The sequence below is a fragment of the Streptomyces sp. NPDC053432 genome (assembly GCF_055585365.1).
Map to the genome: position 1 here is coordinate 25,607 of NZ_JBVJKF010000009.1, position 24,932 is coordinate 50,538.

Here is a 24,932-nt window from a genome sequence, read left to right on the forward strand (position 1 = left end):
GGGGCACGGCCCGGGCACGGCCCCGACGAGGCGGAGCTCTCCTGCAGCATGACCCTGCCCGCCTCCCCCCGCTCCGCCGGCATCGCCCGGCAGGCCGTGCGGGCCGCGCTGCGGGCGTACGCGCTCGACCCACTCGAACCGACCGCCGTACAGGCCGCGTCCGAACTGCTCGGCTCCGCCTGGCGGATGGACCCGTACGGGGAGCTGTACCTGTCCGTCCGCTACCGCGACGACGCGCTGCGCGTCATCGTCTACGACGGGCACCCCACCCACGCCCACCCCCGACTCGCCGCGCTCTGCGAGGCCCGCCGCCGCTCGACCCTGCGGGTGTTCTCGGCACTCGTACGCGACCAGGCGGCGACTGGGGGCTCGGGCCCTCGCGGGAGCCCGGTGGTGGGACCCGCGCCTGGGCCACGTTGCCGCATCGGCCCCCGCGCCCGCCGAACGGGTGAGGGAAGATCGTTTCTCCGGTCAACACGGCGTGGCGGTACGACACCCTGGTGCGATGCGCCTCCGTCACTGCCTCGCCGCAGTCCTCACCACCGCCGCACTCGTCGTCACCCTGCCCGCGTCCGCAGGCGCAGCCACCGGTACGTTCGGCTACTTCTCGCCCGAGTCCGGGGGGCTCGACATCATCTCCCCGGCCAACGGCGAATGCCGGCTCCTGCTCCAGGGCGCGACCGGCGCGCTCAACGGCACCAACGCGGCGGCCACCCTCTACTCCGACCGCGGCTGCGAGGACGTACTGGTCACGATGGCTCCCGGTGAGGCGCGCGAATTCGGACGGGCCCTCCCGCGCAGCGTGATGTTCGGCTAGGACTCGCCGTATCGGCGCGGGATCCCTGACAGGAGGTGTCAGGTTCGCCGCCTAGCCTCCCGGCCATGGACCTCATCGTCGAACTCCGGCAGTACACCCTCCACCCCGGCGCCCGGGACACCCTGGTCGGCCTCTTCGAGCGGGAATTCGTCACCGGGCAGGAGGCGGTCGGCATCACCGTGGGCGGCCGGTTCCGGGATCTGGACGACCCCGACCGGTTCGTCTGGCTGCGCGCCTTCCCGGACATGGAGGCGCGGAAGCGGGCGCTGCACGCCTTCTACGACGGTCCCGTCTGGCAGGCCCACCGCACGCGAGCCAACGCGACCATGGTGGATTCCGACGACGTCCTCCTGCTGCGCGGGCCGGGCTTCGCGGCCCCGGAGGCCCCGGGCGCCGCGGCTGACGACGCCGCGGCCCCCGACACCGCGGCCCCCGACACCGCGGCCGCCGATGCCGCGGCCCCCGTGGCCGTGACCATCTGCCACCCCCGGGACACCGCGGCCTTCGTCCGCCTCTTCGAGCGCCGCCTGCGCCCCGCACTGACCGCCGCCGGGACCCCGCCGCTCGCGGTTCACCGCTCCGAGCACGCGCCGAACACCTTCCCCGCGCTGCCGGTCCGGACCGGTGAGGACGTCCTGCTCTGGTTCACCGCGGGGCGGGCGCCGGTCCTGCCGGACCTTTCGGCCCACCTGGAGTCGGCGCCGCGGCAGCTCCGGCTGGAGCCCGTAGGAGGGCGGCGGTCCTAGTTCTCCCGGGCCGCCTTGAGAGCCGTCTCCAGCGCCTGGTCCGCCGGGACCCGGACGTCCGGGACGACCCCCACGCCCTCCCAGTTGGTGCCCGTCACCGCGCTGATGGTGCGCGCCGTCGGCACCGTCACCAGGACGTGCTCGGCGACCGCGTGGCGGGCCGTCGGGTGGGCGCCGCCGCGGGTGGTCGCGCCGATGACCGTGGCGCGGCCGTGGGTCTGCAGGGTGTACGCCACGTCCTCGCCGCCGGAGAACGTGATCTCGCTCGTCAGCACGTACACCGGGCGGCCGTCCGCGTAGCGCGGTCCGGGCAGATGGGCGGAGGTCCAGAACTGCCGGGTGGAGTCGCTGCCCCGGTCGTAGATGTCGTGCAGGTGCACCTGGTCGTCGGGGAAGAAGTGGCTGTTCCACAGGGCCGCGCCCTCCGGCGACCCGCCCAGGCACGCCCGCAGGTCCAGGACGAGCGCCGAGCTGTGTGCGACGAGCTGCATGGCCGCGCCGATCGCGCCGGCGCCCTCGATGGCGGTCGCGATGCGCCCGAGCTCGATGAGTCCGATGTTCCCGTCGAGGTGCTCGACGCGGCGGATGCCCTGGTTCTGCGAGCGCAGGAGGGCCAGGAAGGCGGCCTCGCCGCCGTCGTCGTCGACCGGCTCCAGCGACTGGGGCTCCTCGCTCCACAGCAGCCGCAGGTGCTTGTCGGGGCAGACCTCCTGGAAGTGCGCCGTGACCGTTTCGCACAGCTCCCGGTCGTCCAGGCCTTCGTACGCGCCGGAGGCGATCCGCGCCCGGATCGCCTCGTCGATGGCGGCGGTTTTGTCGGGGAAGACGTAGCCCGCGGTGATCCGGGCCAGGGCCTGCTCGACTATGTGTCCGTTGGTTGGCATGGCCGGTCATGTTAGGCGGACGCCGACTCGACGGACCAGCGAGTTTTCCTTTCAGCCCGGCGGCATGGATCAGTCCGGCGGCATGGACGGGCGCGGCGGGGCGGGAGGGGCCACGAGGTGGCGGGTCGCCGAGCGCAGTACGAAGGCCATGACGACCTCGAACACGCCCAGCAGCACCAGCCACAGGCCCAGCAGCCGCGTCAGTGCCACGGCGGAGTCCACCGGGAAGCAGAGCACGACGATGCCGGCGACGATGCCGAGGATGCCCAGACCGATGGTCAGCCCGCGGTGCACGAGCCAGCGGTCGGCGATCGCGACGTACGTCGTGAGCACCCCGGCCAGCAGCCAGAAGATGCCGACGATCAGGGACAGCGCGCCGATCGTCTGCATGGGGTGCCGCAGCACCAGCACGCCGGCGAGGATCGCCAGCATGGCGATCAGGACGGCCGCCAGTCTGCTGCCGCCCCCGTCGCGGCTGTGGGTGAAGGCCGCGACGAAGCGGAAGCCGCCCACGACCAGGAGCTGCAGGCCGATGATCACGGCCAGGATGTGCAGGGTCTCGTCGGGCCAGACGAGTACCAGGATGCCCGGGATCAGGGTCGCGAGGGCCAGGCCGAGCGCCCAGTGCCACGAGCCGCCGATCTGCTTGAGGGTGTCCTCGGGGTCGCTGTGGTTGTACTGCGGTCCCGTGTCGGGGGATACGGCCATCACCGCCTCCTGGGCCAGCCGAACGGCCCGCGGTGGCACCCGAAGGCGCCGGACGGGCCCTGTTTACCCTTCACGGCCAGTTTAGGGCGGTTCGTTGCGGCTTGCCGGAAACGGGTGGCTGTCCGGGGCGCGCTCGACGCTCCGGTTACGGGATCAGGTGGTAGAAGATCTCGCTGATGTGCGTGTCGAACGGCGGCGCCCCGAGGGCCTGGGCGGCCGGGAGGATGGTGTCCTCGAAGAAGCGCTGGTAGTCGGCCTCCGACTCCCATACGTCGACGACCATCCAGCCGCCCCGTTCGTCCGCCGACGCCGTGTGCACCAGGAGCCCGGCGGGCGGGTTCCCGGGGTCCGGGAGCACCCGCTCGTTCACGGCCTCGTAGAGCTCCTGGGTCCAGTCCGCGCTCCGGTTGTAGACCAGAACTGCCATCTCGGATTCCTCGATTCCTGGGCGGAGGGGGAGGGGCGGTGGTCCGCGGTGCGAACCTAGGGCCGGCCCCGGCCTCTGACGGCCCGTGACACCCCTCGGTACGCCGTATGCCGGAACGGCCGGCCGCCCGGCCGGTCCCCCCGCCGCCGGCGAAGCCGGTATCCCCGGCCCCCCCGGCCCCGCCCCCCGGCTCAGCCGGTCGTGGTGAGCAGTCGCTCGGCGGCCTCCCGCGCCCGGCGGGCCGGCTCCGGGCCGGGGTCGAGGGCCGCCACCACCGTGGCGCCCTCGACCAGGATCAGCAGCTGGTCCGCCAGCCCCGGGCGGTCCGGACCGGTCAACTCGCCCAGCAGAGAGCGCAGTTCCGCCTTGTGGCGGCGTACGACGTCCAGCACCGCGGCCGGGCCGGTGCCCAGCTCCCCGTACGCGTTCAGGAACGCGCAGCCGCGGAAGTCCGGCTCGCAGAACCACCCCGCCAGCCAGTCGAAGACGGCCGCCACCGGTTCCGGGGACCCGGTCACGGCCTCGCGCAGGCTGCTGGTCCAGCGCCGGTCGCGCCGCTCCAGATAGGCCGTGACGAGGGCCTCCTTCGAGGGGAAGAGCCGGTAGAGCCGCTTGAGGGGGACGCCCGAGCCGGCGCGGATGCGGTCCATGCCGACGGCCTGGACACCCTCCGCGTAGAACAGCTCCTCCGCCGCGTCGAGCAGTCGGGTGCGGGCCTCTTCGTCGTCCATACGGGCAGGGTAGTGCAGATTTCCTTGCGGGGAGAACGCTCGTTCTCTAGAGTGTGAGAACGAGCGTTCTCCCGTTGTTTCCGCCGTTCCGCCGTTCCGCCGTTCCCGCCGAAAGGGATGGATCACCGTGACCGACACACAGGCCGCCACCGGTACCGCCACCGCCGTGCGCCCGCCCCTGCCGCCCTTCACCGAGGAGTCCGCGCGCGCCAAGGTCCAGGCCGCCGAGGACGCCTGGAACAGTCGCGACCCCGAGCGCGTCTCCCTCGCGTACACCGAGGACTCGGTCTGGCGCAACCGCGACCGCTTCCTCACCGGCCGCGCCGAGATCCGCGCGTTCCTCGCCGACAAGTGGGAGCGCGAGCTGGACTACCGCCTCCGCAAGGAGCTCTGGTCCTGGACCGGCAACCGCATCTCCGTGCGCTTCGAGTACGAGTGGCACGACGCCGACGGCCAGTGGTACCGCAGCCACGGCAACGAGCAGTGGGAGTTCGCCCCCGACGGCCTGATGAGCCGGCGGGAGGCGAGCATCAACGACGTCCCGATCGAGGAGGCGGACCGCCGCCTCGGCCGGCCCGGGTCCACCCTCTAGGACTCACCGGCGGCGCGCGACGACCTCCATGCACACGCGGTAGCGCTCGCTGACCGCGTAGTGCAGGGGCTCGAAGCCGTGCTCCTCCAGCAGGGCGTACAGGCGGGCCCGGCTGAAGTTGTGGAAGTGCTCCAGCTCCCCCCAGTACGGGTTGGCACTGCGCGCGTCGAGCAGGCGCCAGGCCGCGCAGCCGTAGTTGGGCATCGACGCGAAGAGCACGCCGTCCTCCCGCAGCAGCCGGTGCGCGGCGACCAGGCCCTGGCCGGGGTACGGCATGTGCTCCAGTACGTCGGCCAGGCTGATCACGGAGTACCGGCCGGGCTCGTCGAGGGTGGTGAGGTCGGCGCAGTGGGCGTCGATGCCGAGCGCGCGCAGCCCCTGGGCCGTCGCGGGGCGCAGGTCGAGGCCCTCGGGCCGGAAGCCCCACTCCTCCGCGGTGAACAGCAGTGAGCCGTTGCCGAATCCGACGTCGAGCCAGGTGCCGTCGCTGACGTACCGGGCGACGCGCTCCACGATGCGCGCCGAGACGTAGCGGTTCTGCTCGAAGTCCGCGCCCGGCTGCTGGTTCGGGTGGGCCGAGGAGAAGACCTCCGCGCAGACCTCGTCCGTGAAGTAGCCCTCGGTGAAGACGTGTTCGCACGCGCCGCACCGCATCCACACCATGAGCGGTGAGACGACGGGCTTGTAGAGCGCGTGGTGGGAGCAGTCGCCCGTGCGCAGCTCGGAGATGTCGGCCGCCGAGCAGAGCGGGCAGGCGTCGTAGAGGTGACGCGACTTGCGGGTCGCGGGGGTGGTCGTGGTGACCGTGCTGGCGGACATGCCCGGAACGTACAGGCCGCCCCGCACGCCCCCATGGTGCCGCGCTGGGCCTGTCTGCCTATCGGGTGGCGCCGTGCGCCCCCGGCCCCGTCCGGCCGCCGCCCGCCGTGGGCTGCGGCGCCTGGTGGGCCTGGGTGATGAGGTCCGTGGCGACCTCCAGGGCGGCCTTGCGGGTCTCCTCCGGGTCGGCCTCCACGTGCTGCAGGAACATCATCCCGGCGTGCAGCGTGAACAGGGCGCTGACGCAGCGGACCTGGTCCGTGACGGGGCCGTCCTCCGTGCGCAGCAGCTCGATCAGGCGGAAGAGGCGCGCCTTGACCGTCTCGCCGATGCTCAGCTCGCGGGTCGTGGCCTGGTTCTCGTGCATGAAGCGGTAGAGCGAGGCGCCGGCCGCCATCGCCTCGCTGTAGCGGCGCAGCACCTCGCGCTTGGTCTCCAGGGTGGGCGGCTGCTGTTCGGCCCACGCGATCAGCTCGTCGATGGGACGGGTCACGTCCTCGAAGAGGCTGATGATGATGTCTTCCTTGGTCTTGAAGTGGTAGTACAGCGCCGCCTTCGTGACCTCCAGCCGCTCCGCGATCTCGCGCAGCGACGTCTTCTCGTAGCCCTGCTCGGCGAAGAGCTCCAGTGCGACGTCCTGGATGCGCTGACGCGTGTCGCCACGGCGCCGCTGCGGACTGCTGCTGGACATGACTCTCCTCAGACTTACTTACTTGACGCCCGGCAAGTTACGGGTCTACCGTCCCCAGTGTAATGAACTAGCCGGGCGGCAAGTAAGTGCCGGTGAACGAATAAGTACCAGAAGAAGCACACGGGGAGTGGAACATGGTGGACGTGGCGAAATCGGCCGGAACCTCCCGGGAGGTGAAGCCGCGCAGCGTTCGGGTCGTCCTCATGGCCCTCATGATCGCAATGCTGCTGGCCATGCTCGACAACATGATCATCGGTACCGCGATGCCCACGATCGTCGGCGAGCTCGGTGGTCTGGAGCACCTCTCCTGGGTGGTCACCGCCTACACCCTGGCCACCGCGGCCTCCACGCCGATCTGGGGCAAGATCGGCGACATGTACGGGCGGAAGGGCTCCTTCCTCACCTCGATCGTCATCTTCCTGATCGGCTCCGCGCTCAGCGGCATGGCCCAGGACATGGGCCAGCTGATCGGGTTCCGCGCGATCCAGGGCCTCGGCGCCGGCGGTCTGATGGTCGGCGTCATGGCGATCATCGGCGACCTGATCCCGCCCCGTGAGCGCGGCAAGTACCAGGGCATGATGGCCGGCGTGATGGCCCTCGCCATGATCGGCGGCCCGCTGGTCGGCGGCACCATCACCGACCACATGGGCTGGCGCTGGTCCTTCTACATCAACCTGCCCCTCGGCGCCGTCGCGCTCGCGATGGTGACGGCCGTGCTGCACCTGCCCAAGCGGACGGACCAGGCCCGCCCGAAGATCGACTACCTCGGCGCGGCGCTGCTGACGGTCGCGATCACCTCCACCGTGCTCGTCACCACCTGGGGCGGCACCGAGTACGCGTGGGGCTCCGGTGAGATCATCGGCCTGATCGTCCTCGGAGTCCTGTCGATCGCCGCCTTCGTCTACGCCGAGACCAAGGCCTCCGAGCCGGTCATGCCGCTGCACATCTTCCGCAGCCGCAACTTCACCCTGATGTCCGTGATCGGCTTCCTGGTCGGCTTCGCGATGTTCGGCGGCGTGCTCTACCTCCCGCTGTTCCAGCAGTCCGTGCAGGGCGCCTCCGCCACCAACTCGGGCCTGCTCCTGCTGCCCATGCTGCTCTCGATGATGGTCGTCTCGCTGATCGCGGGCCGCATCACCACCAACAGCGGCAAGTACAAGGTGTTCCCGATCGTCGGCGGCGCGCTCATGGTCGTCGGCCTGTTCCTGCTGGCGACGATGGACACCGGCACCACCCGCCTGGTCTCCGGCCTCTACATGGCCGTGCTCGGCGCCGGACTCGGCTTCCTGATGCAGATCACCATGCTCGTCGCGCAGAACAGCGTCGACATGAAGGACATGGGCGTCGCCTCCTCCTCCGCGACCCTCTTCCGCACGCTCGGCGGCTCCTTCGGCGTGGCCCTGATGGGTTCCCTGTTCACCAGCCGGGTCACGGACACCATGTCCGAGCGCCTCGGCCCGCAGGCCGCGAACGCCGCCGGCTCGGCCCAGCTCGACGCCGCGAGCCTGGCCAAGCTGCCGGAGGCCGTGCGCGACGCCTACCAGCACGCGGTGGCTGCCGGTACGCACTCCGCGTTCCTGCTCGGCGCGGCCATCGCCGTACTGGGCTTCTTGGCGGCCTGGTTCGTCAAGGAGGTCCCGCTGCGGGGGGCCGGCCCGGCCCCGGCCGGCGGCGCGGAGGGCGGCGCGTCCGCCCCGGCGCAGCAGGAGTCGCTCGCCCACTGACGGGTGACGACGGCAGAGTAACGGCCCGGCCCCGGCGGACCTCTGGTCCACCGGGGCCGGGCCTTTCTGCCTGGTCACACCAGTCCCGTCTGTCCCATTAGCTGGATTTTACGGCCCAATTGGCTGGAACCTCCCCGCTGTCCCGATCGTCCTGATCCACAGGGACGCTGACAAGGCGGATGGGGAGTGGACAGCATGGACAAGCAGGGCATCCGGGCCCGTGCGGCCGTCGTGGCCTCGGCCGTCGCCGTGGGGGCGACGGTCTGGGGAGTGGCGGCCTTCGTCGACTCGGGACACAAGGACCCGCAGCGGAACGTGTCGCGGCAGACCGGCACCGGCGCCGACGCGAAGAATGACCAGCAGTCAGGACGGCAGCCGCAGCAGGGGATACCCCAGTCCATAGCCCACGCCTCGGAGGGCGGCGCGGACGCGGTCAACATCACCATCGACGACGGCCCGGACCCCCGGTGGACCCCGAAGGTGCTCGACGTGCTCAAGAAGTACGACGCGAAGGCGACCTTCTGCATGATCGGACCGCAGGCCAGGGCCCACCCCGACGTGGTCAAGCAGGTCGTCGCCGCCGGACACCGGCTCTGCGACCACACCATGGCCCACGACACGTCCATGGACAAGAAGCCCCCCGCCTACCAGGAGCAGCAGATCCTGGAGGCGAAGAAGCTGATCGAGGAAGCCGCGGGCGGCGGTGCGAAGGTGGAGTACTACCGGGCTCCCGGCGGCGCGTTCACCCCCGACAGCCGGCGCATCGCCGCCGCGAACGGCATGCGCCCGCTCGGCTGGAACGTCGACACCAAGGACTTCGAGAAGCCCGGCACGGCCGCCGTCGTCGACGCCGTGAAGCGCGAGATCGGCAACGGCCCGACCGTGCTCTTCCACGACGGCGGCGGCAACCGCACGCAGACCGTGGAGGCGCTCGACCAGGTGCTGGCCTGGCTCAGGGACCAGGGCCGGCCGACCGGCTTCCCGGTCCGTACGTCCTGAGCCGCCGCCCGCCTGACACGCCGTCGGGCGGCGAACGGGTGAGGGTCGGCCATGCGGCCGTGTTCGGGGTGTTCCCTGGTCGGGCGCGTAAGTACGTACGTGCACCCGTTCGCACCCCGTCCGCCACAGCCACCTGGATGCCCCATGGCCATCGCCCCCGGCAAACTCTCCGACCCCGTGGTCGGCGCCCTCGTCAGCGCCATCAACGCGCACGACAGGGAAGCCTTCCTCGCCCTCCTGACCGGCGACGCGACGATGTCCGACGACGGATCCGACCGCGACCTCCAGCAGTGGATCGACAAGGAGATCTTCGACGTCGGCGGCCACATGGAGGTCCTCACCGAGTCCGACGGCGGCCGCAGCCTCGTCGCGGAATTCCGCAACGACACCTGGGGGGAGATGCGCACCCTCTGGCGGTTCTTCATCGCCCCCGGCGGCGGAAAGATCAGCCGCATCGAAACCGGCCAGGCCTGAGCGGGCCGCCCGGCGTGCGGGCGCCCCGCGCAGGCCGGCCCCGCCCGGGCTACAGCCCCCGCACCACCTTCAGCACCGCCGCCGTCATGCGACCGTTCTCCGGCGCCGCCCCGCCCGGGAAGGCGAAACGGCGGCGCGTGTAGCCGTACGCGACACCCGTGACCGGATCCGCCCAGCCGAGACCGCCCGCCGCGCCGCTGTGCCCGAAGGCCTGCGGGCCCACGTTCGGGAGCCGCTTGAAGCCCAGCCCGAAGTGGTCCGGCTCCGAGGTCACGAGGTCCCGGCCCGGCGTGTGCAGCTTCGCGATCTCGGCCGCCGTCTCCGCCCGCAGCAGCGGGGCCCGGCCGTCGACCTCCCCGATGACCGCCGCGTACAGGGCCGCGACACCGCGCGCCGTGCCGATCCCGCCGGCCGAGGCCGGGCCGAGCCGGCGCGTCCTCGGGTGGTTGGCGTGCACGACCAGGTCCATCGGGGGCTCCCGGTGCGCGTTGAAGGCGACCAGCAGCAGCTCCGGCTTCGGCTCCGCCAGCGCCGCGGCCTGCTCGGGCGTCGGCAGCATGGGCAGCACCGGCTTCCAGCGGCCCTCCAGCGACTCGGGCAGACCCAGGTACAGGTCCAGCCCGTACGGGGCGCGCACGCGCTCCTCGTAGATCTCCTGGATCGACCGGCCCGTCGCGCGCCGCACCACCTCGCCGGTCAGCGCGCCGATCACGAACGCGTGGTAGCCGTACGCGGTCCCGGGCTCCCAGAAGGGCTTCTGCGCCGCCAGCCGCGCGGCGACCAGCGGGTCGTCCGCCAGCTCGTGGTAGTCGAAGCCCTCGTCGGCGTTGACCAGCCCCGCCCGGTGGCTGATCAGCCCGCGCAGGGTCAGCCGCTCCTTGCCGTCCCCGGTGAACTCCGGCCAGTACGCCGACACCCGACGGTCCCATTCCAGTACGCCGTCCTGCACGAGCAGCGCCACCACCAGGTGCGCCGCACCCTTCGTGACCGAGTACACCCCGCTCAGGGTGGACCCGTCGGTGTCCTCGCCCGCCCACAGGTCGACTACCCGCCGGCCCCCGTGGTGCACCGCGAACTGTGCCTCGGGGGAGTGCCTTTCGGCTGCGGCGAAGGCCTCGAACTCCTCCCGCACCGGTTCCCAGCCCGCGGCCACCGTTCCGTTCACGCGCACGCCCATCGGATCCCCCGTAGATCATTTGCAGTCGTCAGGGATCCGCCAACCGGCGCCGGTCACCGGATATTCCGTGCTCCACGGGCTCCCGTACGGGTGAATGCGCGCCCGGTGTCGTTCCGGCCCGCCGCGGGGCCCCGTTGGACCGGGCATGAAGCGCACCCGCATCGCAGCTCTCGCCCTGGCCACCGCCGCCGCGGCCCTCGCTCCCGCCCTCGGCCAGGCGGCCACCGCCGCCGAGGGGACCTCGTACCTCCAGGACCCGTCCGACGGCGAGAAGGCCATGAAGTCGATGTGGACCAAGGACGAGATGCACAAGGTGGAGGCCCAGTTCCGCTTCCACCCGGGGATCCAGTACAAGACGGTCACCCGCCCCGGCCCGGCGGCCGCGCCGGACTACGAGCGGCAGGTCCCCGACCCCAAGACCCTGGCCTGGCAGCCGGGTTACGAGTTCGCGTGGGCGGTGTCGGACTCGGCCGTGGTCAAGAAGGCGCTGACGACCAAGGACGGCAAGCACCCCATCGTCGTGCACGCCGTCCTGCGGCGCGCGGGGGACCGCGCGAAGGCGGCGGAAGTGCACCAGGAGCTGACGGGCAAGCCGGCGACGGGGCGGGCGAAGGTCGCGGGCGACAAGCGGATCGCGTGTGACACCGGTGAGTACACGGTGGAATGGTCCGTCACGCGGTCGGGCTACGGGACGCTCAACGGCACGCTGCGCTGGGACTCCAGCTGCGAGCAGTACCGCACGGCGTTCGCCCAGGACCAGGGTCGGCAGCGCTGACGGAGGGGGTCGCGCAGGGGAGGTGGCCTGTCGCCCCGCGCACCTTGTGGGTGCTGGGCGGGCGACCGGGCCGCGGCCTCGGATCGAGTGCCGTCATGCCCATCCTGCCGCAGGGGGTGCGCCGTGGCAGGGGGCGAAGGTCCCGGATCAGGGGGTCCTTCAGTGCTTCTTGGAGGCTTCGTTCGCCTTGGCGGCGATCTCCTCCAGAACGGCCTTCGGGTTGCCGTTGGGCTCGACCGCGCGGCCGATGTTGCGCTTGATGGTGTCGCTGACGGTCACCCAGGTCGGGTCGTTGACCGGGTAGAGCTGGGCGCCGCGCAGCGCGGTCAGGAACTGGGTGTCGTTCTTGTCGATGCCGCCGTCGCCGCCGTCGGCGCCGTTGCCGCCCGCGGCGCGCGAGGCGGACGTGGTGGACGGCAGCAGGTGGTACCGGCTGGCGAACTCCGACAGGTTCTTGTCCTGGTACACGAAGTCCAGGAACTGGCCGATCGCCTTGCGGTTGCCGTTCTGCTTGAACGCCATCATCCAGTCGGCCACGCCGACCGTCGGAGGGGTCTCCCCGGCGCCCAGGTTGTCCGAGACCGGCATCTCGACGGTCCGGACCTTGATGCCCTTGGCGCGCGCCTCGTGGAGGAGCGAGGGATAGCCGTTGAGCATGCCGACGTCACCGGCCAGGAAGGCGTCGAAGGCGTCGGCCCGGTTGAGCTGCGACGGCGGCACGGGCCCGGTGAGACCGTTTCCGACCAGTTCCTGCTTCACCCAGCTCCAGGTCCGGATGTTCTGCTCGGAGGCCAGGCTGTAGTTGCCGCTGCTGTCCGCGTAGCCGCCGCCGTTGCTGAGCTCCCAGATGAGCGCCTCGGCGTGCGCCTCCTCCGGGCCCAGGGGCATCGCGTACGGGAACTTCACCCCCTTGTTCTTGAGCGCCTGCGCGTCGGCCTTGAGGTCGGCCCAGGTCTTGGGGGGGTTCTTGATGCCGGCCTTGTCGAAGAGCGCCTCGTTGTAGAACAGCAGACGGCTGCTCGCCACGAAGGGCAGGCCGTAGAGGGTCGTCCCGACGGAACCGGCCTCGGCGAGGGGCTGCAGGAAGTTCGCCTCGGCGGTGACCGAGAGGAGCTCGTCCGCGGAATACAGCTTTCCCTCCGCAGCGAAGTCCGAGTACGAGCCCATGAGGGCCATGTCCGGCGCCTTGCCGGCCTTGACCATGCGGGAGACCTCGCGGTCGATGTCGGCCCACGGCAGGAGCTTCACGTCGACCTTGATGCCGGGGTGGGCGGTGGTGAAATCGGACGTCACCTTGTCCCAGAAAGCCTTGGAACTCGTGGCCGGGTTGTCGCCGTATTCGGCGGCCACCAGATGCAGGGTGCCCTCGCCGTCGGCGGCGTCCCCGGAGTCCTCACCACATCCGGTCAGAGTTACCGACAGACCGAGCACGACCGCTGTGGCGGGCGCTCCGAAAATCCTTCGTCGCACGGGTGTATTCCCCTGAATTTCTTTTGGCTGGCGATGCTACTTATGAGTCACTCCGGGCTGGGGTGTCCCTCCGTGGCCCGTTGGCCGGAATTCTCTCCCGAAGGGGGGTGGGTTGGTTCCATTGGGGCCTCACTTGTGTTCAATGCTCCAAGTGGGGCTTTTTCTTATTGTGTTTTCCGATATGCGATCCACAATTCGGACGCGCGTAGACATGCCGAAAAGCCCGTTTCCTGTTTCGGAACGGGCTGGAACCGGCCCGAGGGGCCGGGAGGTGCCTGCAGGTGTCCGGGGCCGGACCGGGCTGGGGCGGCGGTCAGTCGGTGAAGTCGCCGGCGTACGGGTCCGGCTCGCCGGTCTCCGGGTTGCGGCCCTCCTGCCAACGGCGCTGGGCCTTGCGCCAGTGCACGAAGCTCAGGTGGCCGCCGTCCCAGAAGGTGATGCTGACCGGGCTCACGTCGAACTCGTCGGAGCAGAGCCGGTACAGGAATTCGGCCATGCCGTACGGATGGACGGCGAAGGCGTCCGCCGTGTGCCGCCCGCAGACGAGGACCGGCCAGCGGTCGGGGTCCGGGTCGGAGGTGAGCCAGCACAGGATGTCCGAGCCGCCGGTGACGCCCCAGGCGAGGATCGACTCCGGGTCCACGTCGAAGGCGGCCCGGCCGCCCTCGTCCTCCCAGATCTGGCGGGCGTTGGCGGTCTCCTCGGCCATCTCCGCCGGGGCCCACTGGAGGCCGGGCTTGGGAAGCGGAAGCAGGATGCTGGCCTCGCCGTTGATGGAGCCCGCGCCGAAGCGGCCCATGAACGCGACGAAATCGGCCGGGAAGCGGGTCCCCCAGGCGGACTCGGCCGCCCGCCAGTCGATGTCCTCGTCTGCGCCGTGCGTCGCCGGCATGATCTGCTCCAGCGCCTTGACCCGCGCGTTCTCCGTCATGCCGCTCCCCTGAGACCCCAGCTCAACCGCCCCAACCTACCGCCGGTGCGGAGCCTCGCCTAGCCGTGCGTGAGACGCCCGGGCACATCCGCCTCCACGGTCGCCCCGACCCGCAGGCCCCACGCGGCCATCGCCCCGGCCTCGGCCTCCAGGACGTGCCGGGAACGCGGCCGGGGGAGGCCGAGGCGGCCGGGGGCCATGGTGGTGACGGCGAGCACGCGCAGGTTCCGGTCGAGGTACGCGACGTCGATGGCGAACCGCATGCGGAAGGTGTGCACGGAGGCGGCGGGGGTCAGGAGGAGCGCGCCGGTGATTCCGGTGCGGCCGAGGAGGCCGCGGGTGCGGGCGCGGTAGCTCGCGGCGACCTCCAGGGGGACCCGGGTCCCCTCCACCGTGAGCGTGCCGTGCGCGTCCCGCCAGTTCGCCATGCGGTCAGGTTAGGGGCCGGGGCCGCTGCGCGGGGCCGGTCCCCTACCCGCCCTTCCACCGTTCCCCGGGGCTCCGCCCCCGGACCCCGGTCCTCAAACGCCGGACGGGCTGGAGATGCCTGCGGCGGATCTCCGGCCCCGCCGGGGGCACACCCAGCCCCTCCGGCGTCTGAGGAGCGGGGTCCGGGGCGGAGCCCCGGTTCGGGAAGGGGCGGGGTGGGGGAAAGGCCCCGCGCAGCGGCACCCACGGCCACCCGTCCGGCGCTACCGTCGCCGGATGGGTGTCGTGCTGATCGTTCTCGCCGCGGGCTACGGCGCCGCCGCCGGTTGGCTGCTGCCGCGGGCGGTGTACCGGCTTTCCGTCGAGCCCGGGAGCCCTTGGCGGGACAGCTGCCCGCAGGGCCACCGGCTGGCCGGCTGGCTCGGCCCGGCCCGCTGCCGCACGGACGCCGACGCCCGGCAGGCGGCGCTACGGGCGCCCCGGCCGGGCGGGGAGCCACCGGCGCCACCGCCCGCCGACGCCGTGGCGCATGTCGGCGCCGTACCGCCCGCCGGCGCCGCGCACGCCTACGGGCGGCGGGGTGCCCCCCTGGCCGCGCTCGTCGGGGCGGTCTGCGCCGGGATCGCGGGCGCCGTCGGGGTGCGGCCCGAGGCGGGGGTGTACGTGGGGCTCGCGCCGCTGTTCGTGCTGCTCGCCCTCGTCGACCGGGCCGTGCACCGGCTGCCCGACGTACTGACCCTCCCGCTCGCCGCCACCGCCGCCGCCGGCCTCGCCGCGGCCGCCCTGCTGCCCCGCGCCGCCGGCGACTGGCGGGGCGCGCTCCTCGGCGGCGGCGCGCTCGGGGCCGCGTACCTCCTGCTGTTCCTGATCAACCCCGCGGGCATGGGCTTCGGCGACGTCAAGCTGGCGCTCTCGGTGGGTGTCGCTCTTGGGTGGTACGGGTGGGGGGTATGGGCCGCCGGGGCCTTCCTGGGGTTCCTCTACGGGGCCCTCTACGGGCTCCCACAGGCCCTGAAGGGCCCGGAAGCCCGGAAGCGCGCCTTCGCGTTCGGCCCCTTCATGGCCGCCGGAGCACTCACCGGAGTGCTGCTGGGCGGTTTCGGAGCGTAATCGTGTCGCCGCAATGCACGCATCACGCTTTACGAAGGGTTATGGTGGAACCCCCCCCTCGGGCCGGTCCGTATCCCCCCCACGGACCGGCCCGTTTTTCGTTCTCCCGGCCCTTCGGGCAAACTCGCAGGTCAGCCGCGCTGGGCCCAGATGTTCGTGCCGGGCGTGGACACCGCCAAGGAGTCGATCTCCTCCAGTTCGGCCTCCGAGAGCCGGTCTCCGGCCAGTGCCGCCACGTTTTCTTCGAGCTGTTCCACGCTCGACGCGCCGATCAGGGCCGACGTCATCCGCTCGTCGCGCAGCACCCACGTCAGCGCCAGCTGCGCCAGGGACTGGCCGCGCCGCGCGGCGATCTCGTTGAGCCCGCCCAGGCGCCGTACGACGTCCTCCGAGAGCAGCGCCGGGTTCAGGGACTTGCCCTGGGTGGCCCGCGAGCCCGCCGGGATGTCCTTGAGGTACTTGCCCGTCAGCAGCCCCTGCGCGAGCGGCGCGAAGGAGATGCAGCCCATGCCGGCCTCCTCCAGGGTGTCGAGCAGGCCGTCCTCCTCCGTCCAGCGGTTGATCATGGAGTACGAGGGCTGGTGGATCAGCGGGCGCACGCCCATGTCGCGCAGGATCCTCGCCGCCTCGGCCGTCTGCTCCGCCGTGTAGGAGGAGACGCCGACGTACAGCGCCTTGCCCTGCTGGACCGCGGACGCGAGGGCGCCCATGGTCTCCTCCAGCGGGGTGTCCGGGTCGAAGCGGTGCGAGTAGAAGACGTCGACGTAGTCCACGCCCATCCGCTTCAGCGAGGCGTCGAGCGAGGCGAGCAGGTACTTGCGGCTGCCCCACTCCCCGTACGGCCCCGGGTGCATGTGGTAGCCGGCCTTGGTGGAGAGGATCAGCTCGTCGCGGAAGGGCGCGAAGTCCTGCGCGAAGATCTTGCCGAAGTTCAGCTCGGCCGAGCCGGGGGGCGGGCCGTAGTTGTTCGCCAGGTCGAAGTGGGTGACGCCGAGGTCGAAGGCCCGGCGGAGGATCGCCCGCTGGGAGGCCAGGGACCGGTCGTCGCCGAAGTTGTGCCACAGGCCCAGGGAGATGGCCGGGAGCTTGAGGCCGCTGTGGCCGGTGCGCCGGTACTCCATGGAGTCGTAGCGCGAGGGTTCTGCCCGATAGGGATTGGTATCAGTCACGTTGTCCTCCCTATCACGGAGTTGTGACAGACCGAGTTGGGTACCCCCTCCCGGCGCGCAGTAATGTGGCCGCCTCGGGGGTGGGACCGCACCGCAATCGCACGGGGGCATTGCACGGAGGGGCTGGAAGATCGTGAAGCTGCGCGACCTGGTGTACAGGCTCTACGCACGCCGGGTGGAAGGCCGCCTCGACCATGACGCGGCGCCCAAGCACATCGGCGTCATCCTGGACGGGAACCGGCGCTGGGCGAAGGCGTCCGGGGGCACGACGGAGCAGGGCCACCAGGCCGGGGCCGACAAGATCTCCGAGATGCTGGGCTGGTGCACCGAGACCGACGTCGAGGTCGTCACCCTGTGGATGCTCTCCACGGACAACCTGGACCGGCCCGAGGTCGAGCTCCGTCCGCTGCTCAACATCATCGAAAACACCGTGCGGGGCCTCGCCGCGGACGGCCGCTGGCGCGTCCACCACGTCGGCAACCTGGACATCCTGCCCTCGCAGACGCAGACCGTCCTGAAGGAGGCCGAGCAGGCCACTCAGGACATCGACGGGATACTCGTCAACGTCGCCGTGGGCTACGGCGGCCGCCAGGAGATCGCGGACGCGGTCCGCTCGCTGCTCCTGGAGCACGCGCAGAAGGGCACCTCCTTCGAGGAGCTCGCCGAGATCCTGGACATCGACCACATCGCCGAGCACCTCTACACGCGCGGCCAGCCCGACCCGGACCTCGTGATCCGCACCAGCGGCGAGCAGCGGCTGTCCGGATTCATGCTCTGGCAGAGCGCGCACTCCGAGTACTACTTCTGCGAGGTCTTCTGGCCGGCCTTCCGCAAGGTCGACTTCCTCCGCGCGCTGCGCGACTACGCGGCCCGCCACCGGCGCTACGGCACCTGAGGCCCCTGCCCCCTCCAGCCCCTCCGCCCCCCAGGGCGCCTGACGGCGCCTCGGGCCCCGGCACGGCACCTCCCGCAACCCTTCACCAGGGATTCACCGAGCGTCCGTCATATGCCAAGGCATGGCCTGGCCTGATCGGGGAATATCCCTTTCAGGTCGATGCCCGATCCACGGGTGTCGAGTCTCAGCGGACGGCATGGGGCCGTCCGCCCGGGAGGCCCTTTGCACCAGGACGCACGTGCGGTTCGCACGGACGGAGTGGGAGGGCCGGAAATCGGCCCGGCATGGGTGCCGATGACCGGTCCGGTCTTCATGGCCCGACCTCTTCCGAGGGGGTACGTCCTTCCGTGGTGACCAGCACAAAGCGCCGCCTGCCCGACAGGCGGACCTACGTCCTCGACACCAGCGTCCTGCTGGCAGACCCCAACGCGATCTCCCGCTTCGACGAGCACGAGGTCGTGCTCCCGATCGTGGTGATCACCGAGCTGGAGGCCAAGAGGCACCATCCCGAACTCGGCTACTTCGCGCGCCAGGCCCTGCGCCTGCTCGACGACATCCGGGTCCGCAACGGTCGCCTCGACGCCCCCATCCCGCTGGGTGATCTGGGCGGCACCCTGCGCGTCGAGCTCAACCACTCCGACCCGGGTGTCCTGCCCGCCGGCTTCAGGCTGGGGGACAACGACTCGCGCATCCTGGCGGTCGCCCGCAACCTCCAGGCCGAGGGCTACGACGTCACGGTCGTCTCGAAGGATCTCCCGCTGCGCATCAAGGCCTCTTCGGTGGGCCTGCTCGCGGAGGAGTACCGCGCCGAGCTCGCGATCACGGACGCGGGCTGGACGGGTATGAGCGAGCTCTCCCTCTCCGGGGAGCAGATCGACCTCCTCTACTCCGAGGACCGGCTCTACGTGCCGGAGGCCGCCGAACTGCCCGTGCACACCGGACTGGTCCTGATGTCCGAGCGCGGCAAGGCACTCGGCCGGGTCACGGCCGACGGCAACGTCAAGCTCGTACGGGGCGACCGCGAGGCCTTCGGGCTGCACGGCCGCAGCGCCGAGCAGCGCATCGCGCTCGACCTCCTCCTCGATCCCGAGATCGGGATCATCTCGATGGGCGGCCGGGCCGGCACCGGCAAGTCGGCGCTGGCCCTGTGCGCGGGGCTGGAGGCGGTGCTGGAGCGCCGGCAGCACCAGAAGGTGATGGTCTTCCGGCCGCTGTACGCGGTGGGCGGCCAGGACCTCGGCTATCTGCCGGGTGACGCCTCCGAGAAGATGAGCCCCTGGGCGCAGGCGGTCTTCGACACCCTCTCGGCGGTGGCCGGGAAGGAGGTCATCGAGGAGGTGCTGAACCGCGGGATGCTGGAGGTCCTGCCGCTCACGCACATCCGCGGCCGTTCGCTCCACGACGCGTTCGTCATCGTGGACGAGGCCCAGTCGCTGGAACGGAACGTCCTGCTGACCGTTCTGTCCCGGATCGGGGCGAATTCGCGGGTCGTTCTCACCCATGACGTGGCCCAGCGCGACAACCTCAGGGTCGGCCGGTACGACGGAGTCGTCGCCGTGGTCGAGAAACTGAAGGGGCATCCGCTCTTCGCGCACGTCACGCTGGCCCGCTCCGAGAGGTCCCCGATCGCGGCGCTCGTCACGGAGATGCTCGAATCGCTGTAAGGGGCGCAGAGGGGTAAAACGCCCATAGCGGGAAAGAGAGTTGGCGCCGCCCGGCAAAGGCCCGAGAGCCTAGCCGGGCGGCGCCGTGCTGCACAGCCCTTTCGCCGAATCGGCGGCAACGGCGCAGGTGTGACCTTTCCCACGCAACGGAGAATTGCCTTGCGGCGTGGCGGTCCGGCAGAGTCTGGTTTCCGTCAGGCCCCGCATACGGCACACCTGTACCTCCCGTGAGGTACGCGCAGCACCACAACTCCACAGCCGACTGCCGTATGCCGCCCGGAGATTCACGCGGCAGCCCCGCAAGGGAGCTGCCCACGGGCCAGCGCCTCCAGTGACCCAAGAACCACGGAGGCCAGAGTCGAGGGCAATTTTGCGCCCGCGCGGTCACTGCGGACGCTGCTGGAAGGACACCGTGTGAGCCGGATCTCGGTCCGGGGGTTCGCAGTGGCTTCGGCCACCGCGGTCACCACCGTCGGAGCAGTCGTGGGCGTTGCCGCCGGCGACCCCTCGAACGACCTCGAAACGACAGCGTCCGGCGCGACTCTCCTCACTGACATCCCGGTCGGCGACCAGGCATCGGTCCAGAGCGGGTCCCTGACCCAGCAGGCCGACTCCATCGCCCACGCCGCCGACGCCGACGCCAAGCGCTCGGCGGAGGAGGCCGCCCGCCTGCAGGCCGCCGAGGACGCCAAGTCCAAGAAGGCCGCCGCGGAGAAGGAGAAGGCGGACGCCGAGGCCAAGGCCAAGGCGGACCGCGAGGCGAAGGACGTGGCCAGCCGCTCCGCCGCCCGCGACGCCGGCGACTTCGCGCTGCAGAGCTCCTACACGGTCGCCCAGGTCAAGGACATCGCCCGGCAGATGGTCCCGGCCGGCCAGTTCCAGTGCTTCTCCAACATCATCAACCAGGAATCCACCTGGAACTACAAGGCCGTCAACTCGTCCTCGGGCGCGTACGGTCTGGTCCAGGCGCTCCCGGGCTCGAAGATGGCCTCCGCCGGAGCCGACTGGCGCACCAACCCCGCGACGCAGATCAAGTGGGGCCTGAACTACATGAACGACCGGTACGGCAGCCCCTGCGCCGCCTGGACCTTCCACCAGTCCAACGGCTGGTACTAGGCGCCCCAGAGCCGCCGCACCCCCTGCTCAACCCCGAGGAGCCCCACACCGTCATACGGTGCGGGGCTCCTCGCGTGTACGGTCTTTCGAGGTGTGACCACGGGGCGGGGGGAAGGGAAAGAGATGTCGAAGAGGGCAGGCTGGCTCGGCCGGCTGGGGCGCAGGCTGAACCGGATGGAGGCGGCGCTCGACGAGCGGCGCGCCGAGATCGAGGCCGAGGCGAGGGGCGACCTGGCCGTCCGCGCCGTGCCCGGCAGCGCGCCGGCGCCGGAGCACGACGGGCAGCCGGCCGCCGTCGTCCTCCCCGAGCGGCCCGATCCGGCGAGCGTGGTCCCGTGGGGCATGCGCGTGGCCGCCGAGGTCAGCTGGCGGCTGCTGCTCCTCGCCGGGATGCTCTGGGTGCTGATGAAGGTGATCAGCGAAGTGCGCCTGGTCGTCCTCGCCTTCGCCGCCGCCATGCTCGTCACCGCGCTGCTCCAGCCCTTCGTGGTCCGGCTGCGCCGCCTCGGCATGCCGCGCGGGCCGGCCACCGCCGTCACCGCGATCCTCGGCTTCGTGATCATCGGGCTCGTCGGCTGGTTCGTGGTCTGGCAGGTCATGGAGAACCTCGACGACCTGTCCAACCGGGTCCGCGAGGGCATCAACGAACTGAAGACCTGGGCACTGGACAGTCCGTTCCACGTGACCGAGAAGCAGATCAACGACATCGCGAAGAACCTCAGCGAGACCATCGGCACCAACACCGAGCAGATCACCTCCGCCGGCCTGCAGGGCGTGACGGTGCTCGTCGAGGTGCTGACGGGCATGCTGCTCGCGATGTTCTCCACGCTCTTCCTGCTCTACGACGGCAAGAAGATCTGGACCTGGGTGCTCGGCCTCGTCCCGGCCACCGCCCGGCCCGGCATGGCGGGCGCCGGCCCGCGCGCCTGGCGCACGCTGACCGCGTACGTGCGCGGCACCGTGCTCGTCGCGCTCATCGACGCCGTCTTCATCGGCCTCGGGCTCTACTTCCTCGACGTGACGATGGCCGTGCCGCTCGCCGTCTTCATCTTCCTGTTCGCCTTCATCCCGCTCGTCGGCGCCGTCATCTCGGGCGCCCTCGCGGTGGTCGTGGCGCTGGTGACGCAGGGTCCGGTCATCGCGCTGGCGGTGCTGGGCGTGGTGCTCGCGGTGCAGCAGATCGAGGGGCACGTGCTCCAGCCCTTCATCCTGGGCCGGGCGGTACGGGTCCACCCGCTCGCGGTGGTGCTGGTCGTGGCGGCCGGCGGGATGATCGCGGGCATCGGCGGGGCCGTGGTGGCCGTGCCGCTGGTGGCCGTCACCAACACGGTCGTGGTCTACCTGCGGGCGTACTCGCGCGAGCAGCTGCACCCCGCCGTCTCGCCGGTCGGCCCGGCGCCGCACGGCGCCACCGCCGTCAGCGGCACGGACGGCCCGCACGCGTGATCGGCGAGCCCGAGCTCGACGGCGAGTGGCACGGCGGCCCTCCGGCCGAGGAGGACCACCCCGAGGCTCCCCGGGGGCGCGCGGGGCGCCGGCCGTGGCTGTGGGCGCTCGGCGGGGCCCTGATGGCCTCGGCGGTGTGGGCCGGGGCCCTGGCGGCGCAGGATCGATTCTCCGCCGCGCCGCGGATCTCGTACCGGCACTCCGGGGACCTGTGCAAGGACGCACCGCTGAGCGGGCTCGGCACCCTGGCCGGCGGGTTCGAGAAGGGCCGGGAGCGCCACGGCGGATCTCCCGCGCTGGACTGGTCCTTGTGCGGCTACAGCTCGCTGCGGGTCCCGGGGCGGGCCTCGTACTACGGCCAGGCGCGGGTCGACCTGCACAGGAAGACAGACCCCGGGCCGGAGTTCGGCACCCTGCTCCGGATCGATCCCTACGCGGACCCCGCGCCCGGCGCGCCGCAGCAGGTCCCGGGGCTCGGGGAACGGGCGCTGATCGGCGGCTCGGTGAGGGAGCCGCTGCTTCAGGTGCTGGACGGCGGAGCGGTTTTCACGATCACGGTCCAGTGGTGGGCGGAGGACGAGACCTCCGGGACCGACGGGGACGCGCTCAGGGCGGCGATGATCGAGGACATGCGCGTGATGATGGCGGCACTGAAGAAGCGGTGAACGCGGCGGCCCCGTCCTCGCGGTGGCCGGCGCGGCGCGATGGCCGGGCGATGCGGTGGCACGCGCGGCGCGATGGCCGGGGCGGTGCGGTGGGCGGGGCGGTGCGGTGGCACGGGCGGCGCGCCGCCGGGAACGAGCAGGGCCCCCGCGGCCGGTGACGGCTGCGAGGGGCCCTGGACCCGTAGCGGTGACTACTCGGCGGCGATGGCCGCTTCCGCGTCGAGGGTGACGGCGACGGCCTGGATCACCGAGGCGATCTTGAAGGCCTCCTGGACCGTCTCGCGGTCCAGGCCGTGCTTGCGCAGGACCTGCTCGTGCGAGTCCAGGCACTGGCCGCAGCCGTTGACCGCGGAGACCGCGAGCGACCACAGCTCGAAGTCGACCTTCTCCACGCCCGGGTTGCCGATGACGTTCATCCGCAGGCCCGCCCGCAGGTTGCCGTACTCCGGGTCGGAGAGCAGGTGGCGGGTGCGGTAGAAGACGTTGTTCATCGCCATGACCGCGGCGGCGGACTTGGCGGCGGTGTACGCCTCCGGAGACAGGGCGGCCCTGGCCTCCGGCTCCAGCTCACGCAGGACGAGCGGGGAGCGGGCGGCGATCGCGCAGGACAGGACCGTGCCCCACAGCTGCTGCTGGGTGAGGGTGTCCTGGTTCCCGATGACCGAACCGAGGTTCAGCTTCAGGTCCTTGGCGAAGTCCGGTATGGCGGACTTGAGGGAGTCGAGGGACATCGTCACTCACCGGCCAGCAGGGCGCCGGCGTCGAGGGTGCTGTCGCCCTTGTTCCAGTTGCAGGGGCACAGCTCGTCGGTCTGCAGGGCGTCGAGGACCCGCAGGACCTCCTTGGGGTTACGGCCCACGGAACCGGCGGTCACCATCGAGAACTGGATCTCGTTGTTCGGGTCCACGATGAAGACGGCGCGCATCGGCAGACCGTCCTGGCCCAGGATGCCGAGGTCGGTCGACAGCTCGCGCTTGATGTCGGACATCATCGGGAAGGGCAGGTCACGCAGGTCGGCGTGGTCCTTGCGCCAGGCGTGGTGCACGTACTCGGAGTCGAGCGAGAAGCCGAGGATCTGCGCGTCGCGGTCGGCGAACTCCTCGTTCAGCTTGCCGAAGGCGGCGATCTCGGTCGGGCAGACGAAGGTGAAGTCGAGGGGCCAGGCGAAGACGACCTTCCACTTGCCCTCGTACGTCTTGTGGTCGATCTGCGCGAACTCGCTGCCTGCTTCGAGCGAGACGCACGCGGTCAGGTCGAAGGTGGGGAACTGGTCGCCGACAGTGAGCACGCGCTCTCCTTACGGAATGGAAAGAGCCCTTTTTGGGGGTTTTCCGAGGGGGTTGGACGGATCTCACATGCTGGCACACCGGCATTGATTACAGAAATAGCTACTCTTGCGGCAGGTGATCGGAGGTGCCTATCAGTGGCTACGGGTAACAGGGGAGCGAAGCCCGCGAAGCAGCCGACGCTCGCGCAGCTGCGTGCCTTCGCGGCGGTCGCCGAGCACTTGCACTTCCGGGACGCGGCGGCGGCGATCGGCATGAGCCAGCCCGCGCTCTCGGGGGCCGTCTCCGCGCTGGAGGAGGCCCTCGGCGTACGGCTCCTGGAGCGGACCACGCGCAAGGTGCTGCTGTCGCCGGCGGGGGAGCGGATCGCGGCGCGTGCGCGGACGGTGCTGGACGCCGTGGGCGGGCTCATGGAGGAAGCCGAGGCCGTGCGGGCGCCGTTCACCGGGGTGCTGCGGCTCGGGGTGATCCCCACGGTGGCGCCGTACCTGCTGCCGACGGTGCTGCGGCTCTTCCGCGGGCGTTACCCGGGGATGGACCTCCAGGTCCACGAGGAGCAGACGGCCTCGCTGCTGGAGGGCCTGGCCGGCGGGCGGCTGGACCTGCTGCTGCTCGCGGTGCCGCTGGGTGTGCCGGGGGTCACCGAACTGCCGCTCTTCGACGAGGAATTCGTCCTGCTGGCGCCCCGGGAGCACGAGCTGGCGGGGCGGCGGGACATCCCGCTGGAGGAACTGCGGGGACTGCAGCTGCTGTTGCTGGACGAGGGGCACTGCCTGCGCGACCAGGCCCTGGACATCTGCCGCGAGGCGGGCCGGGCCTCGGGCGCGGACGTCACCACGACCGCCGCCGGGCTGTCCACCCTCGTACAACTGGTCGCAGGGGGACTCGGGGTGACGCTGCTGCCGCGGACCGCGCTGCGGCTGGAGACGGCGCGGAACGAGCGGCTGGCCACCGGGTACTTCGCGGAGCCCGCGCCGGCGCGGCGGGTCGCCTTGGCGATGCGGACGGGGACGGCGCGGGAGGAGGAGTTCCGCGCGGTCGCGGCCGCCCTCCGGGAGGCGGTCCGTCTCCTGCCGGTCTGCCTGGCGGACTGACCGCCCGACCAAACGCGGCCCGGACCCCGCCGGGTGCTGCCGCGGCGGGTTGGCGCCGGCGCGGCGCCGTTGCCGGGGCTCCGCCCCAGACTC

The 24,932-nt window shown here is 71.4% G+C and carries 27 protein-coding genes; 14 read left to right on the forward strand and 13 right to left on the reverse strand.

Annotation, left to right across the window (positions count from 1 at the left end; genetic code table 11):
• Positions 1-505: 505 nt before the first annotated feature.
• Positions 506-817, forward strand: a complete 312-nt coding sequence (locus ACZ6Y1_RS16815; protein ID WP_469629246.1) for a hypothetical protein — start codon at positions 506-508, stop codon at positions 815-817.
• 65 nt (positions 818-882) lie between these two features.
• Positions 883-1,563 (forward strand): NIPSNAP family protein, encoded by a 681-nt coding sequence (locus tag ACZ6Y1_RS16820; protein WP_469629249.1) that lies wholly within the window; start codon positions 883-885, stop codon positions 1,561-1,563.
• Here ACZ6Y1_RS16820 and ACZ6Y1_RS16825 read toward each other — a convergent pair.
• From ACZ6Y1_RS16825 to ACZ6Y1_RS16840, 4 genes are all read right to left on the reverse strand, one after another.
• On the reverse strand, positions 1,560-2,447 hold the full coding sequence (locus tag ACZ6Y1_RS16825) for a S41 family peptidase (RefSeq protein ID WP_469629252.1): 888 nt from the start codon (positions 2,445-2,447) through the stop codon (positions 1,560-1,562). The two genes, ACZ6Y1_RS16820 and ACZ6Y1_RS16825, sit on opposite strands and share 4 nt — an antisense overlap.
• A gap of 69 nt (positions 2,448-2,516) precedes the next feature.
• Positions 2,517-3,155, reverse strand: coding sequence for an HdeD family acid-resistance protein (locus tag ACZ6Y1_RS16830; RefSeq protein ID WP_469629255.1), 639 nt, complete (start codon positions 3,153-3,155; stop codon positions 2,517-2,519).
• A gap of 145 nt (positions 3,156-3,300) precedes the next feature.
• Positions 3,301-3,582: a hypothetical protein gene (locus ACZ6Y1_RS16835; protein WP_469629258.1), complete on the reverse strand. Its 282-nt coding sequence runs from the start codon at positions 3,580-3,582 to the stop codon at positions 3,301-3,303.
• Between the two features lie 191 nt (positions 3,583-3,773).
• Complete coding sequence (locus ACZ6Y1_RS16840) at positions 3,774-4,313, reverse strand: TetR/AcrR family transcriptional regulator (RefSeq protein ID WP_469629263.1); 540 nt, start codon at positions 4,311-4,313, stop codon at positions 3,774-3,776.
• A 127-nt stretch (positions 4,314-4,440) separates the two neighbouring features.
• Between ACZ6Y1_RS16840 and ACZ6Y1_RS16845 the strand changes: the two genes are divergently transcribed.
• On the forward strand, positions 4,441-4,905 hold the full coding sequence (locus tag ACZ6Y1_RS16845; protein ID WP_469629266.1) for a nuclear transport factor 2 family protein: 465 nt from the start codon (positions 4,441-4,443) through the stop codon (positions 4,903-4,905).
• A 3-nt stretch (positions 4,906-4,908) separates the two neighbouring features.
• Here ACZ6Y1_RS16845 and ACZ6Y1_RS16850 read toward each other — a convergent pair whose 3' ends face one another.
• Both ACZ6Y1_RS16850 and ACZ6Y1_RS16855 read right to left on the reverse strand, forming a co-directional pair.
• Positions 4,909-5,724, reverse strand: coding sequence for a class I SAM-dependent methyltransferase (locus tag ACZ6Y1_RS16850; RefSeq protein ID WP_469629269.1), 816 nt, complete (start codon positions 5,722-5,724; stop codon positions 4,909-4,911).
• Positions 5,725-5,782: 58 nt separating this feature from the next.
• Positions 5,783-6,415 carry a TetR/AcrR family transcriptional regulator gene (locus ACZ6Y1_RS16855; protein WP_469629274.1) on the reverse strand — a complete coding sequence of 211 codons (633 nt, stop codon included), beginning with the start codon at positions 6,413-6,415 and terminating at the stop codon, positions 5,783-5,785.
• Between the two features lie 134 nt (positions 6,416-6,549).
• Here ACZ6Y1_RS16855 and ACZ6Y1_RS16860 point away from each other — a divergent pair, with 134 nt between their 5' ends.
• The 3 genes from ACZ6Y1_RS16860 (at position 6,550) to ACZ6Y1_RS16870 (ending at position 9,612) form a co-directional block, all read left to right on the forward strand.
• A complete protein-coding gene (locus ACZ6Y1_RS16860; protein ID WP_469629277.1) occupies positions 6,550-8,139 on the forward strand; it encodes an MDR family MFS transporter in 1,590 nt (529 codons plus the stop codon).
• 195 nt (positions 8,140-8,334) lie between these two features.
• Positions 8,335-9,138 (forward strand): polysaccharide deacetylase family protein, encoded by an 804-nt coding sequence (locus ACZ6Y1_RS16865; protein ID WP_469629280.1) that lies wholly within the window; start codon positions 8,335-8,337, stop codon positions 9,136-9,138.
• 144 nt (positions 9,139-9,282) lie between these two features.
• Complete coding sequence (locus ACZ6Y1_RS16870; protein ID WP_469629283.1) at positions 9,283-9,612, forward strand: nuclear transport factor 2 family protein; 330 nt, start codon at positions 9,283-9,285, stop codon at positions 9,610-9,612.
• 49 nt (positions 9,613-9,661) lie between these two features.
• Here ACZ6Y1_RS16870 and ACZ6Y1_RS16875 read toward each other — a convergent pair whose 3' ends face one another.
• Positions 9,662-10,789, reverse strand: coding sequence for a serine hydrolase domain-containing protein (locus ACZ6Y1_RS16875; RefSeq protein ID WP_469629286.1), 1,128 nt, complete (start codon positions 10,787-10,789; stop codon positions 9,662-9,664).
• A gap of 145 nt (positions 10,790-10,934) precedes the next feature.
• Between ACZ6Y1_RS16875 and ACZ6Y1_RS16880 the strand changes: the two genes are divergently transcribed.
• On the forward strand, positions 10,935-11,564 hold the full coding sequence (locus ACZ6Y1_RS16880; RefSeq protein WP_469629289.1) for a hypothetical protein: 630 nt from the start codon (positions 10,935-10,937) through the stop codon (positions 11,562-11,564).
• Between the two features lie 159 nt (positions 11,565-11,723).
• On the opposite strand, the gene ACZ6Y1_RS16885 is transcribed toward ACZ6Y1_RS16880, so the two are convergent.
• From ACZ6Y1_RS16885 to ACZ6Y1_RS16895, 3 genes are all read right to left on the reverse strand, one after another.
• A complete protein-coding gene (locus tag ACZ6Y1_RS16885) occupies positions 11,724-13,034 on the reverse strand; it encodes an ABC transporter substrate-binding protein (protein ID WP_469629292.1) in 1,311 nt (436 codons plus the stop codon).
• Positions 13,035-13,347: 313 nt separating this feature from the next.
• The gene (locus ACZ6Y1_RS16890; RefSeq protein WP_469629295.1) at positions 13,348-13,965 is read right to left on the reverse strand and encodes an SMI1/KNR4 family protein; all 618 of its coding nucleotides are present in this window, start codon (positions 13,963-13,965) and stop codon (positions 13,348-13,350) included.
• Between the two features lie 59 nt (positions 13,966-14,024).
• Positions 14,025-14,393, reverse strand: a complete 369-nt coding sequence (locus ACZ6Y1_RS16895; RefSeq protein ID WP_469629298.1) for a DUF192 domain-containing protein — start codon at positions 14,391-14,393, stop codon at positions 14,025-14,027.
• A gap of 277 nt (positions 14,394-14,670) precedes the next feature.
• Between ACZ6Y1_RS16895 and ACZ6Y1_RS16900 the strand changes: the two genes are divergently transcribed.
• Positions 14,671-15,504, forward strand: coding sequence for a prepilin peptidase (locus ACZ6Y1_RS16900; RefSeq protein ID WP_469629303.1), 834 nt, complete (start codon positions 14,671-14,673; stop codon positions 15,502-15,504).
• 131 nt (positions 15,505-15,635) lie between these two features.
• Here the strand turns inward: ACZ6Y1_RS16900 and mgrA are convergent, their stop codons facing one another.
• Positions 15,636-16,673, reverse strand: coding sequence for an L-glyceraldehyde 3-phosphate reductase (gene mgrA, locus ACZ6Y1_RS16905; RefSeq protein WP_469629305.1), 1,038 nt, complete (start codon positions 16,671-16,673; stop codon positions 15,636-15,638).
• 133 nt (positions 16,674-16,806) lie between these two features.
• On the opposite strand from mgrA, the gene ACZ6Y1_RS16910 reads away from it, so the two are divergent.
• The 5 genes from ACZ6Y1_RS16910 (at position 16,807) to ACZ6Y1_RS16930 (ending at position 22,459) form a co-directional block, all read left to right on the forward strand.
• Entirely contained in the window at positions 16,807-17,568 is a 762-nt protein-coding gene (locus ACZ6Y1_RS16910) for an isoprenyl transferase (RefSeq protein ID WP_376661642.1), read from the forward strand.
• Between the two features lie 347 nt (positions 17,569-17,915).
• A complete protein-coding gene (locus tag ACZ6Y1_RS16915) occupies positions 17,916-19,232 on the forward strand; it encodes a PhoH family protein (RefSeq protein ID WP_469629312.1) in 1,317 nt (438 codons plus the stop codon).
• 414 nt (positions 19,233-19,646) lie between these two features.
• Positions 19,647-20,348 (forward strand): aggregation-promoting factor C-terminal-like domain-containing protein, encoded by a 702-nt coding sequence (locus ACZ6Y1_RS16920; RefSeq protein ID WP_469629315.1) that lies wholly within the window; start codon positions 19,647-19,649, stop codon positions 20,346-20,348.
• Between the two features lie 123 nt (positions 20,349-20,471).
• Positions 20,472-21,794, forward strand: coding sequence for an AI-2E family transporter (locus ACZ6Y1_RS16925; RefSeq protein ID WP_469629318.1), 1,323 nt, complete (start codon positions 20,472-20,474; stop codon positions 21,792-21,794).
• On the forward strand, positions 21,791-22,459 hold the full coding sequence (locus tag ACZ6Y1_RS16930) for a hypothetical protein (protein WP_469629323.1): 669 nt from the start codon (positions 21,791-21,793) through the stop codon (positions 22,457-22,459). Before ACZ6Y1_RS16925 ends, ACZ6Y1_RS16930 begins: the two co-directional genes overlap by 4 nt.
• Before the next feature lie 191 nt (positions 22,460-22,650).
• Here ACZ6Y1_RS16930 and ACZ6Y1_RS16935 read toward each other — a convergent pair whose 3' ends face one another.
• Together ACZ6Y1_RS16935 and ACZ6Y1_RS16940 are read right to left on the reverse strand one after the other, a co-directional pair.
• The gene (locus ACZ6Y1_RS16935; protein WP_469629326.1) at positions 22,651-23,190 is read right to left on the reverse strand and encodes an alkyl hydroperoxide reductase; all 540 of its coding nucleotides are present in this window, start codon (positions 23,188-23,190) and stop codon (positions 22,651-22,653) included.
• Positions 23,191-23,192: 2 nt separating this feature from the next.
• Complete coding sequence (locus ACZ6Y1_RS16940) at positions 23,193-23,747, reverse strand: peroxiredoxin (protein ID WP_469629329.1); 555 nt, start codon at positions 23,745-23,747, stop codon at positions 23,193-23,195.
• A 135-nt stretch (positions 23,748-23,882) separates the two neighbouring features.
• Here ACZ6Y1_RS16940 and ACZ6Y1_RS16945 point away from each other — a divergent pair, with 135 nt between their 5' ends.
• Positions 23,883-24,839 (forward strand): hydrogen peroxide-inducible genes activator, encoded by a 957-nt coding sequence (locus ACZ6Y1_RS16945; protein ID WP_469629331.1) that lies wholly within the window; start codon positions 23,883-23,885, stop codon positions 24,837-24,839.
• Positions 24,840-24,932: the final 93 nt, after the last annotated feature.

Bases quoted from the DNA above. Each gene is read 5' to 3' on its own strand.
- ACZ6Y1_RS16815 (WP_469629246.1), top strand. From the start codon at position 506: ATGCGCCTCCGTCACTGCCTCGCCGCAGTCCTCACCACCGCCGCACTC.
- ACZ6Y1_RS16820 (WP_469629249.1), top strand. From the start codon at position 883: ATGGACCTCATCGTCGAACTCCGGCAGTACACCCTCCACCCCGGCGCC.
- ACZ6Y1_RS16825 (WP_469629252.1), bottom strand. From the start codon at position 2,447: ATGCCAACCAACGGACACATAGTCGAGCAGGCCCTGGCCCGGATCACC.
- ACZ6Y1_RS16830 (WP_469629255.1), bottom strand. From the start codon at position 3,155: ATGGCCGTATCCCCCGACACGGGACCGCAGTACAACCACAGCGACCCC.
- ACZ6Y1_RS16835 (WP_469629258.1), bottom strand. From the start codon at position 3,582: ATGGCAGTTCTGGTCTACAACCGGAGCGCGGACTGGACCCAGGAGCTC.
- ACZ6Y1_RS16840 (WP_469629263.1), bottom strand. From the start codon at position 4,313: ATGGACGACGAAGAGGCCCGCACCCGACTGCTCGACGCGGCGGAGGAG.
- ACZ6Y1_RS16850 (WP_469629269.1), bottom strand. From the start codon at position 5,724: ATGTCCGCCAGCACGGTCACCACGACCACCCCCGCGACCCGCAAGTCG.
- ACZ6Y1_RS16855 (WP_469629274.1), bottom strand. From the start codon at position 6,415: ATGTCCAGCAGCAGTCCGCAGCGGCGCCGTGGCGACACGCGTCAGCGC.
- ACZ6Y1_RS16860 (WP_469629277.1), top strand. From the start codon at position 6,550: ATGGTGGACGTGGCGAAATCGGCCGGAACCTCCCGGGAGGTGAAGCCG.
- ACZ6Y1_RS16865 (WP_469629280.1), top strand. From the start codon at position 8,335: ATGGACAAGCAGGGCATCCGGGCCCGTGCGGCCGTCGTGGCCTCGGCC.
- ACZ6Y1_RS16870 (WP_469629283.1), top strand. From the start codon at position 9,283: ATGGCCATCGCCCCCGGCAAACTCTCCGACCCCGTGGTCGGCGCCCTC.
- ACZ6Y1_RS16875 (WP_469629286.1), bottom strand. From the start codon at position 10,789: ATGGGCGTGCGCGTGAACGGAACGGTGGCCGCGGGCTGGGAACCGGTG.
- ACZ6Y1_RS16880 (WP_469629289.1), top strand. From the start codon at position 10,935: ATGAAGCGCACCCGCATCGCAGCTCTCGCCCTGGCCACCGCCGCCGCG.
- ACZ6Y1_RS16890 (WP_469629295.1), bottom strand. From the start codon at position 13,965: ATGACGGAGAACGCGCGGGTCAAGGCGCTGGAGCAGATCATGCCGGCG.
- ACZ6Y1_RS16895 (WP_469629298.1), bottom strand. From the start codon at position 14,393: ATGGCGAACTGGCGGGACGCGCACGGCACGCTCACGGTGGAGGGGACC.
- ACZ6Y1_RS16900 (WP_469629303.1), top strand. From the start codon at position 14,671: ATGGGTGTCGTGCTGATCGTTCTCGCCGCGGGCTACGGCGCCGCCGCC.
- ACZ6Y1_RS16925 (WP_469629318.1), top strand. From the start codon at position 20,472: ATGTCGAAGAGGGCAGGCTGGCTCGGCCGGCTGGGGCGCAGGCTGAAC.
- ACZ6Y1_RS16935 (WP_469629326.1), bottom strand. From the start codon at position 23,190: ATGTCCCTCGACTCCCTCAAGTCCGCCATACCGGACTTCGCCAAGGAC.